Source organism: Citrobacter sp. TBCS-14, from assembly GCF_005280805.1.
GTDB classification, from domain to species: domain Bacteria; phylum Pseudomonadota; class Gammaproteobacteria; order Enterobacterales; family Enterobacteriaceae; genus Citrobacter; species Citrobacter gillenii.
This window is the reverse complement of record NZ_SZWM01000164.1, coordinates 534,919-551,600: the sequence shown is the minus strand read 5'-3', so window position 1 is coordinate 551,600 and position 16,682 is coordinate 534,919. Positions and strand designations below refer to the sequence as shown.

The 16,682-nt window shown below is 49.0% G+C and carries 16 protein-coding genes and 2 pseudogenes; 9 read left to right on the top strand and 9 right to left on the bottom strand.

The annotated features are described in order from the left end of the window. Nucleotides 1–61: 61 nt before the first annotated feature. The gene (mppA, locus tag FDX22_RS06345) at nucleotides 62–1,675 is read left to right on the top strand and encodes a murein tripeptide ABC transporter substrate-binding protein MppA (protein WP_115258343.1); all 1,614 of its coding nucleotides are present in this window, start codon (nucleotides 62–64) and stop codon (nucleotides 1,673–1,675) included. Nucleotides 1,676–1,717: 42 nt separating this feature from the next. Here the strand turns inward: mppA and FDX22_RS06340 are convergent, their stop codons facing one another. Then, on the bottom strand, nucleotides 1,718–2,278 hold the full coding sequence (locus FDX22_RS06340; protein ID WP_115258344.1) for a MarR family winged helix-turn-helix transcriptional regulator: 561 nt from the start codon (nucleotides 2,276–2,278) through the stop codon (nucleotides 1,718–1,720). 115 nt (nucleotides 2,279–2,393) lie between these two features. Here FDX22_RS06340 and FDX22_RS06335 point away from each other — a divergent pair, with 115 nt between their 5' ends. Both FDX22_RS06335 and FDX22_RS06330 read left to right on the top strand, forming a co-directional pair. After that, nucleotides 2,394–2,624 carry a glutaredoxin domain-containing protein gene (locus FDX22_RS06335; RefSeq protein WP_096756901.1) on the top strand — a complete coding sequence of 77 codons (231 nt, stop codon included), beginning with the start codon at nucleotides 2,394–2,396 and terminating at the stop codon, nucleotides 2,622–2,624. Nucleotides 2,625–2,689: 65 nt separating this feature from the next. Then, the gene (locus tag FDX22_RS06330) at nucleotides 2,690–2,971 is read left to right on the top strand and encodes a Rho-binding antiterminator (RefSeq protein ID WP_115258345.1); all 282 of its coding nucleotides are present in this window, start codon (nucleotides 2,690–2,692) and stop codon (nucleotides 2,969–2,971) included. A 16-nt stretch (nucleotides 2,972–2,987) separates the two neighbouring features. Here the strand turns inward: FDX22_RS06330 and FDX22_RS06325 are convergent, their stop codons facing one another. Further along, complete coding sequence (locus FDX22_RS06325; RefSeq protein WP_146716889.1) at nucleotides 2,988–3,758, bottom strand: DeoR/GlpR family DNA-binding transcription regulator; 771 nt, start codon at nucleotides 3,756–3,758, stop codon at nucleotides 2,988–2,990. Nucleotides 3,759–3,862: 104 nt separating this feature from the next. Between FDX22_RS06325 and FDX22_RS06320 the strand changes: the two genes are divergently transcribed. Together FDX22_RS06320 and FDX22_RS32555 are read left to right on the top strand one after the other, a co-directional pair. After that, nucleotides 3,863–4,246 (top strand): VOC family protein, encoded by a 384-nt coding sequence (locus tag FDX22_RS06320; protein WP_146716888.1) that lies wholly within the window; start codon nucleotides 3,863–3,865, stop codon nucleotides 4,244–4,246. 4 nt (nucleotides 4,247–4,250) lie between these two features. After that, a pseudogene (locus FDX22_RS32555) lies at nucleotides 4,251–4,349 on the top strand (cupin domain-containing protein); the annotation flags it as partial. A 42-nt stretch (nucleotides 4,350–4,391) separates the two neighbouring features. Here FDX22_RS32555 and FDX22_RS06310 read toward each other — a convergent pair. Beyond that, nucleotides 4,392–5,423 (bottom strand): mechanosensitive ion channel family protein, encoded by a 1,032-nt coding sequence (locus FDX22_RS06310; RefSeq protein ID WP_115258348.1) that lies wholly within the window; start codon nucleotides 5,421–5,423, stop codon nucleotides 4,392–4,394. 249 nt (nucleotides 5,424–5,672) lie between these two features. Between FDX22_RS06310 and FDX22_RS06305 the strand changes: the two genes are divergently transcribed. After that, the gene (locus FDX22_RS06305) at nucleotides 5,673–5,933 is read left to right on the top strand and encodes a DUF2534 family protein (RefSeq protein WP_096756906.1); all 261 of its coding nucleotides are present in this window, start codon (nucleotides 5,673–5,675) and stop codon (nucleotides 5,931–5,933) included. A gap of 48 nt (nucleotides 5,934–5,981) precedes the next feature. Here the strand turns inward: FDX22_RS06305 and uspE are convergent, their stop codons facing one another. The 4 genes and pseudogenes from uspE to ogt all read right to left on the bottom strand — a co-directional run bounded on the left by uspE (nucleotide 5,982) and on the right by ogt (nucleotide 9,606). Beyond that, nucleotides 5,982–6,929 carry a universal stress protein UspE gene (gene uspE, locus FDX22_RS06300; RefSeq protein WP_096756907.1) on the bottom strand — a complete coding sequence of 316 codons (948 nt, stop codon included), beginning with the start codon at nucleotides 6,927–6,929 and terminating at the stop codon, nucleotides 5,982–5,984. Nucleotides 6,930–7,131: 202 nt separating this feature from the next. Beyond that, a pseudogene (locus tag FDX22_RS06295) lies at nucleotides 7,132–7,954 on the bottom strand (APH(3')-I family aminoglycoside O-phosphotransferase). A 189-nt stretch (nucleotides 7,955–8,143) separates the two neighbouring features. Then, nucleotides 8,144–8,896: a fumarate/nitrate reduction transcriptional regulator Fnr gene (fnr, locus tag FDX22_RS06290; protein ID WP_135911931.1), complete on the bottom strand. Its 753-nt coding sequence runs from the start codon at nucleotides 8,894–8,896 to the stop codon at nucleotides 8,144–8,146. 194 nt (nucleotides 8,897–9,090) lie between these two features. Then, nucleotides 9,091–9,606, bottom strand: a complete 516-nt coding sequence (gene ogt, locus FDX22_RS06285) for a methylated-DNA--[protein]-cysteine S-methyltransferase (RefSeq protein WP_137361792.1) — start codon at nucleotides 9,604–9,606, stop codon at nucleotides 9,091–9,093. A 224-nt stretch (nucleotides 9,607–9,830) separates the two neighbouring features. Here ogt and smrA point away from each other — a divergent pair, with 224 nt between their 5' ends. Beyond that, nucleotides 9,831–10,394, top strand: coding sequence for a DNA endonuclease SmrA (gene smrA, locus FDX22_RS06280; protein WP_146716887.1), 564 nt, complete (start codon nucleotides 9,831–9,833; stop codon nucleotides 10,392–10,394). Between the two features lie 11 nt (nucleotides 10,395–10,405). Here the strand turns inward: smrA and FDX22_RS06275 are convergent, their stop codons facing one another. Beyond that, nucleotides 10,406–11,638, bottom strand: coding sequence for a sensor domain-containing diguanylate cyclase (locus FDX22_RS06275; protein ID WP_137361790.1), 1,233 nt, complete (start codon nucleotides 11,636–11,638; stop codon nucleotides 10,406–10,408). A 24-nt stretch (nucleotides 11,639–11,662) separates the two neighbouring features. Next, entirely contained in the window at nucleotides 11,663–13,819 is a 2,157-nt protein-coding gene (locus FDX22_RS06270) for a bifunctional diguanylate cyclase/phosphodiesterase (protein ID WP_146716886.1), read from the bottom strand. A 417-nt stretch (nucleotides 13,820–14,236) separates the two neighbouring features. Between FDX22_RS06270 and FDX22_RS06265 the strand changes: the two genes are divergently transcribed. Then, the gene (locus tag FDX22_RS06265) at nucleotides 14,237–15,403 is read left to right on the top strand and encodes a methyl-accepting chemotaxis protein (protein ID WP_146716885.1); all 1,167 of its coding nucleotides are present in this window, start codon (nucleotides 14,237–14,239) and stop codon (nucleotides 15,401–15,403) included. Nucleotides 15,404–15,551: 148 nt separating this feature from the next. Then, entirely contained in the window at nucleotides 15,552–16,535 is a 984-nt protein-coding gene (gene zntB, locus FDX22_RS06260) for a zinc transporter ZntB (protein ID WP_146716884.1), read from the top strand. Nucleotides 16,536–16,682 lie beyond the last annotated feature (147 nt).

The following is a 16,682-nucleotide window of genomic DNA, read 5'->3' as shown; positions in this document are numbered from 1 at the left end:
TTTCCTGCTGGCGATACAAATAATTACACATTCACTTAATGGCCAGATTTGAGGGTATCTTATGCGGCATTCTGTTCCAGTAACCTGTTGTGCGCTGTTGGTTAGCAGCATTTCCTTGTCCTGGGCTGCGGATGTACCCAGCGGTACGGTACTGGCAGAGAAACAAGAACTGGTGCGTCATATCAAAGATGAACCGGCCTCGCTCGATCCGGCCAAGGCCGTGGGGTTACCAGAAATTCAGGTCATTCGTGATTTATTTGAAGGGCTGGTTAACCAAAACGAAAAGGGCGAAATTGTGCCTGGCGTTGCCACCCAGTGGAAGAGTAACGATAACCGTGTCTGGACGTTTACGCTGCGTGATAATGCCAAATGGGCCGACGGTACGCCGGTAACGGCACAAGATTTTGTTTACAGCTGGCAGCGTCTGGTTGATCCGAAAACACTGTCTCCGTTTGCCTGGTTTGCGGCGCTAGCCGGGATCAATAATGCGCAGTCGATTATCGATGGTAAAGCCACTCCCGATACGCTGGGCGTTAGCGCGGTAGATGCCCGCACCTTAAGAATTCAGCTGGATAAACCGCTGCCGTGGTTTGCAAATTTAACGGCTAACTTTGCGTTTTATCCGGTACAGAAAGCCAATGTTGAAAGCGGTAAAGAGTGGACGAGACCGGGTCATTTAATCGGTAACGGCGCGTATGTATTAAAAGACCGCGTGGTTAACGAAAAATTGGTGGTGGTACCGAATACGCATTATTGGGATAACGCCAATACCGTGCTGCAAAAAGTCACCTTCCTGCCGATTAACCAGGAATCTGCGGCAACAAAACGTTATCTGGCTGGCGATATTGATATTACGGAATCCTTCCCGAAAAACATGTATCAGAAACTACTGAAGGATATTCCGGGACAGGTTTATACCCCGCCGCAGCTCGGCACCTATTATTATGCGTTTAACACCCAGAAAGGCCCGACGGCTGATTCACGCGTGCGTCTGGCGCTCAGCATGACTATCGATCGTCGTCTGATGGCGGAAAAAGTCCTCGGAACCGGCGAAAAACCAGCCTGGCATTTTACCCCGGATGTCACGGCGGGATTTACGCCTGAACCTTCACCGTTTGAGCAAATGAGTCAGGAAGAGCTGAACGCGCAGGCGAAGACGCTGCTGCGTGCGGCAGGCTATGGACCACAAAAACCGCTAAATCTGACGCTGTTGTATAATACGTCAGAAAACCATCAGAAGATTGCCATCGCCGTCGCGTCAATGTGGAAAAAAAACTTGGGCGTTGATGTGAAGTTGCAAAACCAGGAGTGGAAAACCTACATCGACAGTCGTAATACCGGTAATTTCGATGTTATCCGTGCTTCCTGGGTGGGGGATTACAATGAGCCGTCTACCTTCCTGTCGTTATTAACCTCGACTCACACGGGCAATATTTCGCGGTTTAATAATCCCGCGTACGATAAAGTGTTGACCCAGGCCACGATGGAAAGCACCGAAAAAGCCCGTAATGCGGACTATAATGCGGCAGAAAAAATACTGATGGAGCAGGCGCCAATTGCTCCGATTTATCAGTACACCAATGGTCGTTTAATTAAGCCATGGCTGAAGGGGTATCCGATTACCAACCCTGAAGATGTGGCATACAGCCGCAGCATGTATATTGAGAAGCATTAAATCTGGTATCGGCTGGGGAATTTTCGTGCCAGCCTTTTCCTGTTATTCCGGGGGCTGGTGCTCCCGGCAAATCAGCATTGAATCATCTTCACTCAACACCTCTTTCGTCAGATTACAAAATCCCTGACCCTTTATTTTTTGGTGAAACCGACAGCTATGGCACAGACCAAAGCCTGGCACATTGTGGGTCCGCTGAATTTCTCTTAGTAGTTCGAACAACAGTTCTTTTAGCTGCGTCGCGCGTTCACCCATTGCCGATTCGCCTGCCACTAAAAATGTGGGGGGAAGCAGCGCATCCAGTAAGGTGTTGGCTGACTCAGTTAACTGCAGATGAACGCTGCGTTTATCGCGATCATCCTGCTTGCGCACGATCAACCCTTTGGTTTCCAGAAGCTTAAGCGACTGGGATACCGTACCTTTGGTGAGACCGAGGTAATCCGTCACGCCGAGCGGCGTATTGGAATAGCGGTTGCAGCGCGCCAGATACATTAACGCGCTGAGCTGTACTGGTTGCAGCTCCGACAGTAATGGATGCTGGCGAAACCACATCCGCATCAGGCTAGAAAGCCTGTCCATAACGTCGAAAAGTGACATATCGTGCATAACAAAATCCTCCTCGACATATAGTATCGACTAAAAACTATATTGACAAAGTCTAAATCTATCGTAGTATAAATTATAGTATCGAATCGATACTATAATTTACAGGAGAGATATTATGAGCAAAGCCCGGTTTTATCATGCTGGTTGCCCGGTGTGCGTATCCGCAGAACAAACGCTGCTACAACATCTGTCCCCTGATGTGGAGGTTGATGTCATTCACCTGGGAGAACAGCCTGCTCGGGTGGCAGAGGCTGAGTTGGCTGGCGTGAAGTCTGTTCCGGCGTTGGTCATCGATGGCAATGTGCTGCATATCAACTTCGGCGCACCTATCGAAGCCTTGAAATAACACAAGCGTTCGGGGCGTTGCGTGGGCAATTTCCCGAACATCCGATCGAATGGTCAGGGGCCGTTATGTATTCCACAGAAAAGTATCACCCTGTTGATTGCGACCTTCATGATTATCTGGAGATCGCCTGCTTATACCGCTATATGCTGCGTATTGTGCTCACCGACGGCACAGTCTTTGATGCCAGAGCCGTGACGACACGAACAACGGCAGGTAAAGAGGAGTATTTGGTGGTTGAAAGGCAGGAAAGTCCGCAAAACATTCGTCTGGATTACCTGTCAGCCATCACTGCGTTAACGGCAGGGGCGAAATTTAGCACTGTGCTATTTGCCTCTGTGACTCGTTGACGTCACAGAGAGAGCGTTACACGGTATAAATCCGGATGTCGTGCGCCTGAAAAGCGGTGCCATACTGTTTGCTTATGTTTTCCTCTACCACTATCACATCGATTTCGCTGCTCTGAGCGACCACATATCGGGCCACTGCGGGGATCTTATCCGCCGTCAGCGCGACAATGGTTTCATTGCACTGCTTAATCACCGCTTTCTTGAACTCACAGTCGGCATAATCAAACCCGGTTAAACCGGATTCCGGTGCCATTGCGCAGCCGCCAATAAATCCCTGGTCAAACAAAATGCCCTGCACCTGGGTTATCGCGGTGGTGCCTACACTTCCACCGGATGAGCGCTGTATCGGGCCACCGAGGATTATGACATCGTACAACGGTTTCTTGAGCAGAGCGGTGGCAATTTCCGGAGAATTAGTCACGACGGTCAAAGCAAGCTCGGCGGGTAACGCTTCAGCCATCGCCAGATTGGTGGTTCCGCTATCAATAAAGATACAGCTGCCGGATTTGACCAGTCGGGCACAGCGTTGCGCGAGGCTACTCTTTTTCGCCGTATTTTTCGTTTTCCTCACCGACATATCATCAGATTCCGGCAAAGAAATGACGGCGCCACCGTACACTTTTTTGCAGACACCTTCTTTACTTAGCTCATGCAAATCCCGACGAATTGTGTGTTCTGACACGCCGAGTCGACCGGCAAGCTCGGAACAGACAACCCTACCGTTTTCCTGCAGGATTTGATAAATCAGCGACTGACGTTGTTCCGGGAATGCAGCATAATCGAGCATCAAAACTCCTGGTAAAATAAATATCGAGCAACAATAATCATGATCGTGCATTATGACTGGTATTGTCAATGTCCCTTAATGGGCGTGTTTGAGAGAGGCAGGTGATGAAGATTGCACATATGGCGCTGTGGACACAGGATCTCGAGCTGCAGGCCCGTTTCTGGGTCACCTTTTTTGGCGGTGAGATTAACGAAAAATACGCCAGTAAAACTAATCCCGGGTTTGAATCCTATTTTGTCAAAATTGGCGAGAGTATTGCGATTGAGTTAATGACTAAACCCAGCCTGAGCCAGGTGGTGCCCGACAATAACACCACCGGGTGGGTACATCTGGCGATCTCTGTTGGTGGGGTAGAGAACGTCGACTCAATATCAATGTGCGCCAAACAGCAGGGGATCCTCGTCTCCGGTCCGCGTACCACTGGAGATGGCTATTACGAAGCGGTCATTCACGATCCCGACGGCAATTTAATTGAGATTGTTGCATAACGCGAGTTGGTTTGCGCATATCGCGGTGGAAATCCCGGCTCCAGGCGCCTCGAACGAATGCCTGGAACCCGTGGCCGACGAAGAATACAACCAACTTCCCTGATTGATAGACTAATAAGACGCGGGGTTCCGCGCCTTATGCCTTTTAATGAGCAGAAGCCTGAGGCTGAGGATTGTCCATATACAGCGTCTGGCTGGGGAAAGCAAAGTCAGCGCCGTTTTCCTGGACCAGGGTGATAATTTTCAAATAAACATCTTGCTGTACGGCAAGCCACTCCTGCCACACGGTTGTCTTGGTGAAGCAGTAAACCATAATATTCAGCGACGAATCGGCAAACTCATTAAAGTAGACCAGTAGGGTCTGCTTCTGGTCAATTCCAGGGTGATTTTGCAGCATTTGTCTGATCGCATCGACAATCGTGCTTATTTTATCGGCATCCTCATACCGCAACCCGATCACCGTTTTTATCCGTCGATTGCTCATCCTGCCCGGGTTTTCTACGCTAATTGATGAGAAAATCGAATTGGGCACATACAGGGGACGATGATCGAAGGTGTTTATTTTGGTCATCCGCCAGCCAATTTCGGTCACCGTACCTTCGATGTTTCTGTCCGGGGAGCGGATCCAGTCACCGATGCTGAACGGTCTGTCAAAATACAGCATGATACCTGAGAAGAAATTGCTCAGAATATCTTTCCCCGCCATACCGACAGCAATACCACCGATACCGCCGAAGGTTAACAGGCCAGACAGGCTCATACCAAAATGCTCGCCATACAGTAAAACGATGGCGACGACGATCGTAATCTTAATAATACGCGACAGAATCCGCGCACTGGTAATGTCCCGGCCTTTGTTGATCTGCGTTTTTTCAAACTGGTTAATCACCAGAAAGAGCTTTGTGGTTAAAATCAATGCAATCAACGAGGTACAAAGAAAATCGACCACGCTGGGCGAGACAAATGTCAGTTTATAGCTGTCGATAACGTTATTGGCGATGCTGCCAAACGTACCGATAATAATGGCATAGACGAAAAACTGCGCCGCGTGGAATATAAATCCTTTGCAGTGTTTTTCACTACGATGAAACCAGACGCTCATCAGCACTAATGCTGCACAGCAACTGAGAATGACCGTCAGATTAAAGGCATTATTCATAAACAATTTAGCGATCATGATTCTCCCTGGCTACTCCGTGTTAGCAAAATATCATCTGACATCCTGATCCTCAGGTATTTTACCTGTAACAGGCTGTCATATCATTCATCATGAGGAGATAGAAATAATACAATTAGCGCTATTTTCAGTTGAATAACGCGGGTGTCAACCCCGTAGGCAGTTTATGTAGCAGACAGTGAGTTGATGTCATGGTATTGTTATTGCAAAGTGACAATGTTTTCATCTACACAAGAAAAGGACGAGACTATGATCATGGCTAAGCTGAAGACAGCTAAGGGAAGAAAATTTCTGTTGTGTCTGCTTGGGGTGTTTATCATCGCCGCATCGGTGGTGACGCGTGCCACTATAGGTGGGGTGATTGAACAGTACAATATCCCGCTGTCTGACTGGACGGCTTCCATGTATGCCATCCAATCGGCAATGATTGGCGTCTACAGTATGGTGTTTACTATTCTGCTGGCAATCCCGCTTGGGATCTATTTCCTTGGCGGCGAGGATAAGCACTAAGCGCTTATGATGCCGGATGACATCGTCATCCGGCAGGTTGCTGCGTGATCAATCGTCTTCGTCGTCCAGTTCAACCGGCGTCTGATACTGATCGGGCTTAATGACCAGCAGATCGCAGCGTAGATGGTCGATGACCTGTTCCGCCGTATTGCCAAGGAATGCGGCAGAAATGCCGGTGCGCCCCACGGTACCCAGTACTACGATACCCGCCTGTAAATGCTCTGCCAAATCAGGAATGACCTCTTCAGGCAATCCTTTTTCAACGTGCGTGACTTTCTCATCGATGCTGAATTTCTGACGCAATGCCTTCATGGCCAGCAGGTGCTGTCCGCGAATCGCGTCGTTATAAACGCTAGGGTCAAACTCAGGCAGTTCAATGGCGATGTTGATTGGGGTAACAGGGTAAGCCCCCACCAAATGTACTTCGGTATGGTTAACCTGATCTGCGAGCATCAGCGTTTCTTTGACCAGCTTTTCGTTAAGCGCGTTGTGATACGCTTCTTCGCTGGCCAGGTTGACGGCAACCAGCGCCTTCCCGCCTTCCGGCCATGGTTGGTCTTTGACCATCCACACCGGACTTGGGCATTTACGTAATAAATGCCAGTCGGTTGGGGTGAAAATCACCGCCTCCAGGCGGTCGTGCTGGTGCGCCATTTTAAGGACCAGGTCATGCTTAGCACTGATGACTTCCTGGATGATGGCTTCGAAGGGACGGTTGTGCCAGACCACTTTAATATCAAGAGGAATACCTGCATCAATATAGTATTTCGCTTGCTCGCGTATCCATGCCGTTCGCTGACTGATAACGCCTTGACGCATTGCCGTCCGCTCATCGGGCGACAACAGGGTAGTCATCTCATAGGAAAAGTCATAGATCGGCAAAAAGGCTTTAATTTTGCCACCAATCCGTTGATGCAAATAAACAGCTCGCCGTAATGCAGGTTGATCGTCCTGGTTCGGATCGATGACCACCAGCATGTTTTGATACATAGCCATACAGGGTCTCCTTACAACTGTCACCGCAGTTTGTCATTAAAAGAGTAACCCAATAATGTGGATTGAAACAGGGGAGACCCTCCTGCCAGATCAATAAATCGGGAGAATCCCGGTTTTTTGTCCGTATCCCACGAAATGAGAGCAACTGTTCTTAGCCGTTGTAACCCTTTGATGCCAGAACGGGTTGAGATTTCTCGTCAATTTAAAAAAACTCATCGAGCATCAAATGAAACTGCAACTTTTTCAGATCAGGGGTTGCGATGCCATATGTATGAAAAAGTCTATTCTGTAAAGACGGTGAAAAATCACCGAGACAGTTCCAGATAATGGCAAGATCCTGGTATCGATCGGCGATATCAACGCGACCAACATCAATACAACCCACCACTTCACCCTGGCTAATAATAAGGTTATCCAGTGAGAAGTCTCCGTGCGTCACCACGGAGTCGGGCGAGAAGGGTAAAAGGGACTGCATCTCATTCCAGACGTGTTCAACAGACCACCCCTTGCGCTCATCATCAAAATCATCAGCATCAACCAGACCGCTATTCATTCGTGTTTGCGCCAATGCGAGCCGAAACAAATGATCGCTGTTAAAAGGACAGTGGCTTACAGGGATCTGGTGTAACCGCTGCAGGAATACAGCAAGTGCATCAACAATACTATTCTGTGCAGCAGGGTATTCTTCTAACATCTGGAACGCAGTCTTGCCGGGTATCGCTGTTGTGAGTAGCAGCGCGTCATCACCTGTGCGGGTAAAATGCTTGATAGCCGGAAGTGGTAAATAAGCCTTCAGCCAATTAAGTCGGATCATTTCATCTGTAATATCATCGGCAACGGTCCCTCTACCTTGCTTCAGGTACAATTCCGGCGCACCAGCTTTACTATACAATATACAATCGATAAATGGCTGCGCCAGATTGACCGACATGATCACGCGCCCATTGATAGCCCTTCAGGTCAGCGTCCAGACTTGTATGTAATTGCAGAGCTGAGCACTGCTTTTCCCTTTGAATATAATTCATAACATTCCTTTGTATTGTGACTGACTCATAGCGGATGCACTTGGTGTAAGCGGAAACGGATACCAGACGGGCAAAGCGGAAAAGAGTCGATGAATGATGATTAGAGCAGAAGAGAACCTTCTGCCAGATCGTTAAATTGGGAACATTTAGCGATGTGACAGAAGGGTAATAGCGATGCTTGCAGAACGATTACGCTACGTTGCGCGAATGGCCAGCAAGAACAGCCAGCGCGTCGCTATTCTCGATAGTGATATATTTGCCTTTCACCGCCAGCATGCCGCTTTTCTGGAATCGACCCAGCAGACGACTGATGGTTTCTACCGTGAGGCCGAGATAGTTACCAATATCTCCGCGAGTCATGGTCAGGCGGAATTCGCGAGGCGAGAATCCACGTTGGGCAAAACGACGGGACAAATTGTAGATGAAGGCCGCTAAACGTTCTTCTGCGTTCTTCTTAGACAGCAACAGGATCATGTCCTGATCGCCTTTGATCTCGCCGCTCATCAGACGCATCATCTGCTGACGCAGATTCGGCATCTTACCGGACAGATCGTCCAGGGTCTCGAATGGGATTTCACAGACCATTGAGGTTTCCAGCGCCTGTGCAAAGCTCGGATGATGACCGCTACCGATGGCGTCAAAACCGACTAAATCGCCGGCCAGATGGAAACCGGTAATTTGCTCATCGCCTTGTTCGGTAATGGTATAGCTTTTAATCGTTCCGGAGCGGATAGCATAGAGTGATTTAAGTTCATCGCCTGCTTTAAAGAGCGTCTGCCCCTTTTGGATAGGCTTTTTGCGCTCAATGATATTATCGAGCTGGTCAAGCTCGTGCTCGTTAAGTGTGAACGGGATGCAAAGCTGGCTGATGCTGCAATCCTGGCAATGGATAGCACAACCGCCAGACTGAATGCGCCGTATAATTCGCTTTTCCGGGATCATAGGTCTGCTCAAGCCGTAATTGATATTTGTCAATTTTAACATCTTTTTGGTGAGCACGTAAGCCTGACCTACCCCTAAGAGAGAATAATTCAGGCATAAGCGAGTTGAATGTTTGTATCTGTTTGATTAACCGCACTTTATCTGCGGTTGCTTTATGTGGAAGTGTGATGAATAAGGCATTAATTGCCTGGATTCTAGAGTAGCAAATAGCCTTCATGGCGCAATAACCACTCTTTTCGCTGCACGCCACCTGCATATCCGGTCATGGTACCGTTGCGTCCAATCACGCGATGGCAGGGAACAACGATGCTGACTGGGTTAGAACCGTTTGCCGCACCCACGGCCCTGGCGGCACCGGGACGCCCCAGTTGTTCGGCCAGTTGCCCATAGTGCATCACCTGACCACAGGGGATCGCGCGTAGTGCTTGCCAGACTTCCCGCTGAAACGGGGTACCTGCGGTGGCCGTTTCCAGTGTGTCAATAATGCCCAGATTCCCCGCGAAATATTCAGACAACTTATCGCTTAACCCCCCGGGGTTTTTTGCGGCAATGCGCTGGTAGCCTTCAGCGCGATAATGAATATCCAGCAGCTGTTCCATACGATCGCTGTGCTGATCCCATTCGATGGCGCGCAGGCGAAATTGTTCATCGCAAATCACCCACAGTGGACCTAGCGGTGTTGCAATGGTGTCTTCAAGTAAATTAAGCATCCGTTTCTCTCAATACCGGCGGGACAATACCCGTGTCATCTGGCGGGCTTACACCTTATCACGCCAAGGATATTCACAGCTATACCCCCTAAGATCCACGACTTAAACCACCGAGTAGAATCGCCTGATTATTGGAAATAGCTGTAAACCGTTGTCGGTATAGTTGTCGGTATAATAGTGCGCAGTTATGATAATGACCGTCGCAAAATGCTGGAGGATGAAACATGAACCCTGATGACGCATCATTGTTTCTGGACGCTATGGGGGATGTTGAACCTCTGAAAGGCTGTACTGATATCCACTGGCAGCCTTCGCGCAATCCTCGTGCGCCAGCGCGTATTGATACGCTGCAGTTGGATAATTTTCTCTCGACGGGTTTTCTGGAGATCATACCGTTGAACGAACCGCTGGCATTTCATCGCGAGGGGTTACAGCAGGGCGTTACCGATAAGCTGAGGAGCGGAAAGTATCCCCAGCAGGCGAGTCTCAATCTTTTGCGTCAGCCGGTCGAAACATGTCGTCAGATGTTATTCAGTTTTATCCATCAGGCCCTACAGGAGGGGCTGCGCAACGTTCTCATTATTCATGGCAAGGGACGAGACGATAATTCCCATGCCAATATCGTGCGCAGCTACGTGGCGCGTTGGTTGACGGAGTTTGACGACGTGCAGGCGTACTGCAGTGCACTGCCGCACCATGGTGGTAGCGGGGCATGTTATGTTGCACTTCGCAAAACAGCGCAGGCCAAACAGGAAAACTGGGAGCGCCATGCAAAACGCAGTCGTTAACGGCTGCGATCTCAGGCTGCCAGCACCCGGTTTCTGCCTTCGTTCTTGGCTTTGTATAACGCGTCGTCCACGCGTTTGAACAATTCATCAATGCTTTCATTCGCTTCGTGTCGTGCCACGCCGATGCTGACGGTAAAGCGGGGGAGGCCCGGCAGGCTGACACGGGCAACCGTCGCACGTAGGGTTTCTGCCAGATTAAGTGCAACATCGAGAGATGTACGTGGCAGGAGCAGTAAAAATTCTTCACCTCCCCAACGAAAGACCAGATCGTCTTTACGCGCGCAGGCTTCCAGCGTGCGGGCCAGCGCGCAAAGCACCTCATCGCCCTTCAAATGACCGAAGAGATCGTTAATGCTTTTAAAACGATCGGTGTCGATCAGTAACAAGCTATAGTCCTGCGTCAGCGGCATAGCGTGCGTTTGTTCAGCTTCAGTGATGTGATAAAAATGCCTGCGATTGAATAATCCGGTTAAGGCGTCACGCAGTGCAGCCCGTTCCAGTTCCTGCTCAAGGCGTTTTTGCTCGGTAATATCGTGAATAATGCACAGCATCAGTTTATTACCGTAAATCTCGATGGGGCCAGCGTAGGTTTGCACGTGACGAGTGCTGCCGTCGGCCAGTTTGTGGACAAAATGTAAGGGCTTATGGCCGCCAGGCAGATGCGCAATTTTATGCATCACCGGTAAGACGTGACGCCCCAGCATGTTAATTTCCCAGGTATGTTTCTGGCACATCACGTCATGGCTGTAACCATAAAAATTCAGTGCACTGAGGTTGGCGTCGACAATCAGCCCATCGCGAGACGGATCGATGAGCAGCATCGGCGCTGAGTTTGTCAGGAAAAAACGCGCGTAAAATCCCTGTTTCTTACGTTGGTAATTGGCGGAACGACTGGCTTTAAGCCCTTGTGCCGCCGGGGTTTCAATACCTTCAAAAAGAATGACGTCACCGCAATTAGCCAGATCTCTGATCGACAGACGGCAGGCCTGGGCAATTTCCTCTCCGTTCCGGCAAACTGTGAGAATTTCCACAATGTCATGCTGATTTTTCAGGTCGCTGAGATACTGGGTTAAGTCTGCCTGAGCATGGGTCGAAAACACCCCCTTCCTGAGGCGTGAGAAATCCGCAGCTTGCATGATTTCCCGCGCTACGGTATTGGCGAATACCAGGTCCTCGGTATAGGGCGAAACGAGCCAGACCGGAATGGTTAATAAATCCAGTGAATGCAGTTCGTTTGTGCTCATCGATAATCCCGTTATCTTCATTGGCTATGTTGCCGACCGACTGGCAACTAATATTTCTTTTTCAGTCTCACACGATATTGATTCCTGGTGAGACAATGCCTGTGCGGCCAGTATCGGTTTTACGCTGTTTTCTGTGTGCATCAATTCATGGATCTGATGTGCGGGCAGGGGCTTAGCAAACAGAAAACCTTGTAAAACTCTGCATCCCATTTGGGTGAGGAGTATTTCCTGCTCATGTGTCTCTATACCCTCAGCCACTACGCACATATTCATCGAGTGGGCTATGTCAATAATAGTAGACACGATTTTTGTATTTTTGCTGTTCTCACTAATATCTTTGACAAATATTCTGTCAATTTTTAATTCCCGCGCCGGGAGTGACTTTAACATCAGGATATTTGAATAACCGGTGCCAAAATCATCAATAGAAATGGTGATGCCGAGTGCAGAAAATGCATTCAAAACGTCGACGCTATGCTTTAAATTTTTAAGGGCTGTACTTTCAGTCAGTTCCAGCGTTAATTGTGTCGGTGATAGCTGATATTGCGCGAGAGCATTGCAGACAATATCGACGATATCATGCTGTTCAAACTGGGCGGATGAAAGATTTACGGCGAGCGTCCACTGGCTATGACCTTGCGACGCCCATTGGTGTAACTGAAAACAGGCCTGATGAATAACCCAGTCACCGACTGGAATGATCAGACCTGTCTCCTCAAGCGCGGGAAGAAATTCAGCAGGCAGCAGCATGCCGCGCTCGGGGTGGTGCCAGCGAAGGAGTGCTTCAAATCCGGTCAGCGTATGATCGCCTGTGGTATATTTAGGCTGATACCATAGCTCGAATTGATTACGCTCAATCGCCTGCGACAGTTCCTGTAAAAACGTCGGTGGCGTATCTGCGATTGCCTCCATTTCTGGCGTGTATATTGCCCAACCGTTTCTGCCTGCCTGCTTGACATGGTACATCGCTATATCGGCCTTCACTTTTAACTCATGCAGCGTTGTACCATGCCCAGGGTAAATACTGCTTCCTGCGCTTAACGACACCCGAAGAGAATGTCCACATAACGAAAACGGCTCTTTGAAAACATTGGCAACACGGGTCAGCAGGTCGGAGATAGCCTCTCTGCCGCTATTCGGAACCAGCAGCATAAATTCATCCCCACCCAGTCTTGCGAGGGTCATGGTCTCATCGAGACAGGTATAGATGCGTTGAGTGCTGGCGATCAGCAATTGATCACCCATGTGATGACCCCAGGTGTCGTTGACCACTTTGAACCGATCGAGATCAATAAAGACCAGCGCAAAAGGGTGTTGATGCAGCCTGGAATACTGCAGGCAGGCCTGTAGGCAGGCATCGATCTGGGTGCGGTTGGCAAGCCCAGTCAGCGGGTCAAAGTGGACCTGATGTTCGAGCTGACAGTTTAATTGATGCAAATTATCTGCCAGTCGTGATGTCCGTAGTTGGGCGTCCACCATCGAAATCACCAGCATTATCCCCAGGATCACCATCGTTATGGCGCTGACCCAAATGGAGAGTTCCAGCGTGGAGATCCCCTCGTGCGCGGTGTGCGTGACGTGAGTGAAAGTTGCAGCACTCATCCCGGTGTAATGCATAGACGCAATAGCCAGCGCCATAATGAGCGCGGCAATAAGGCGGTTGATCAACGCGCGCCGGGTATTTTGGCGTAAATGAAACGCCAGCCATAAACCCACGCCCGACGCCACGACGGCAATGACCACAGAAAGCAGAATAAGCCTGCGATCCCAGATAATTGCCACATGTTCAATAATGGCCGCCATGCCAACGTAGTGCATTGCCACTACGCCAGTGCTTAATAGACTCGTGGCGACAACCAGGCGTTTTGTTGAAAGCGTCTGACCCGATATGGCGATATTGATGGCAAACGTTGCACTTACAAGAGCAATGAGAAAAGAGCACGCGGTGAGTACGAAATGATAATTTATCGACATGCTCATTTTCATGGCCAGCATACCAATAAAATGCATTGACCAGATCCCCAGACCCAGCGTCGCACCACCGGATAACCGCCAGAAGGTCGATTCTCGTCGACTGGAGATTGCCACTTTTCCCGCACTGTCGAGAGCAATAAAAGAGGCAATAAAAGCGACTACAAAGGAAATCCCAATCAGTACAGGGTCCCACGACACGTGCAACATCGTACTACCTATAGATAAAAAGTCGTGATGTTAAATCTAGCAGGTTTTGTCAAGTTAACCCGATAAAACCAGGAATAGTCTTAATATTTCATCATGAGTATTAGCTTGAACCTCTCAAAATAGGAAATATTCTATTTTCGCTTATGTAAACATTCACCATATTTATGTTTTTGCGCATTTTGTGTTCGTGGTGTGCTCCTCATCACAATAATCTGAACGTTGGTGCGGTGACCCGCTTTGGCAGAGAAAAATGCGGCATTAATGAAAATTTAAACTGTAATAATACGCCTTAAGTGAAAGTGGGGTAGGGTCCAATTGAAAATTAAGGTTTCTGCGTAAGCGAATGGTAATCTGTATCGCAACTGCTATAAAAATTACTACCCGTATTTATATTATTTCTTGGTGAGCAGAGCTGAAATGTTGAAGAATATAAGCGTCAGGACATTTATTATTTCATTTGTGACATTAACACTTTTTATTCTCAATGTGATGGAGTTATTATTATCCACAGAGATTGATATTATTATTTATACTGACGTAGTGAGTCTGATCTCGATATTATGTCTGTGGTGGTACATGACAAAATATCTCGTTGAACCAATCAATACCGTCAAAAAAAGCATAGAAGAGGTCACGTCAGGGAATTTGGCGATCAGTATTCCTGAGTTCGGAAATAATTGCGCCGGGCGACTTATTCCGGGTATCAATAGCTTATCGAGTAATATTTCTGCGTTAGTCAGCGAAATCCGCACTTCTTCACGCACGGCGATGATGCTCTCTGAACAACTTGCGGACCGCAGTGCAGCGCTGTCGGTTAAAACGGAGCAGCAATCAGGGGCGTTAACGCAAACCTCTGCCAATATGGATGAGATAGCCATCAGTACACGTAATAATGCTGAGAATACGCAGTTGGCCAGTGCCCAGGCGAATATCGCTACACACTCTGCCCGTCAGGGGGGCGAATTAATGGTACAGGTTGCGACCAATATGCGCTCTATCACCGAATGCGCGCAGCAGATGACGGAAATCATCGCCCTGATCGATGGCATTGCTTTTCAGACGAATATTCTGGCATTAAACGCAGCTGTGGAATCAGCACGAGCAGGTGAGCACGGCAAGGGGTTTTCCGTGGTAGCGGGAGAAGTGAGGACGCTGGCCCATCGTAGTGCTGAAGCAGCAAAGAGTATTAAACGGCTGATTGATGAAACTCATTATAACGTGCGCGAAGGGGCGGCTATTGTCCGCGAAGCCGAAAAAAATATGCAGGATATCGTGGGCGGCGCCGGGCAATTGGACCAATTGATGGGGGAGATATTAACCACCACGCGGGAACAGGAGAAGGGTATCGTTAAGATTACCCAGGCCCTGGCAGAGTTGGAAAACGTGACTCAAAGTAATGCCATCATGGTCGATGAGTTATCGGATTCATCTGCCATTCTGAAAAATCAGGTAAACGACCTGCAGTCACGAACACATAAATTTCATTTAAGTAACACTCCGGAAAAAGAATTTTTCCCACAACCTCACGGCACCGTAACACCTTCGGGGTTCAGCCGACGGGATAAATACGGTCATTCATTCTAATCCTGTCGTCACCCGCGCCGACGTCGTCGGCGTTTTCATTTTTATTTAACTTTTCTGAATCATTTCAGCACAATGGGATAATGAGATATTGCTTAACATAATCTGCAGGCTAGACTAACGAAAAAGACTGAATGACTGTGGAGGCGCTGTGGAAGCCATTAAGGGAGCGGACGTTAATGTGCCGGATGCCGTGTTTGCCTGGCTACTGGATGGCCAGGGCGGAGTAAAACCGCTGGAAGATAACGATGTGATCGATGCTCAGTATCCCTGCTGGTTGCATCTTAATTATACCCATTCTGATAGCGCGAAGTGGTTGGCGACGACGCCTCTGCTTCCTAATATTGTGCGCGATGCGCTGGCCGGTGAAAGTACGCGCCCACGAGTCAGCCGGATAGGGGAAGGCACGCTGATCACCCTGCGGTGTATTAATGGCAGCACGGATGAGCGTCCGGACCAACTGGTGGCAATGCGTTTATATATGGATGAGCGGCTGATTGTCTCGACGCGTCAGCGTAAAGTGCTGGCGTTGGATGATGTGATCAGCGATTTGCAAGAAGGAACGGGGCCGAATGACTGTGGCAGTTGGTTGGTGGATGTCTGTGACGCGTTAACCGATCATGCCAGTGAGTTTATTGAACAGTTGCACGACAAAATTATCGATCTGGAAGACAATTTACTCGATCAACAAATCCCACCGCGTGGCTTTCTGGCACTGTTGCGTAAGCAACTGATCGTCATGCGGCGCTATATGGCTCCACAGAGAGATGCTTATGCACGTCTGGCGAGCGAACGACTGCCGTGGATGACCGACGATCAGCGGCGTCGGATGCAGGATATCGCCGACAGGCTGGGAAGAGGGTTGGATGAGATTGACGCCTGTATTGCCCGGACCGGTATCATGGCGGATGAAATTGCGCAGGTGATGCAGGAATCGTTGGCTCGCAGAACCTATACCATGTCGTTGATGGCGATGGTCTTTCTGCCCAGCACATTCTTAACCGGATTGTTTGGCGTTAACCTTGGGGGAATTCCCGGTGGCGGCTGGCAGTTTGGTTTCTCATTGTTCTGTATTCTGTTAGTGCTCCTGATTGGTGGTGTTACTTTATGGTTGCATCGTAGTAAATGGTTGTAACAGCAACGTTTTTTACCGCCTCTGATGGGCGAAAACGTTTAATATTTTGAGCGAGGTCAATAAACTCTCTACCTATTCGGGGCAATATCTCTCTCGCAGGTGAATGCAACGTCAAGCGATGGGCGTTGCGCTCCATATTGTCTTACT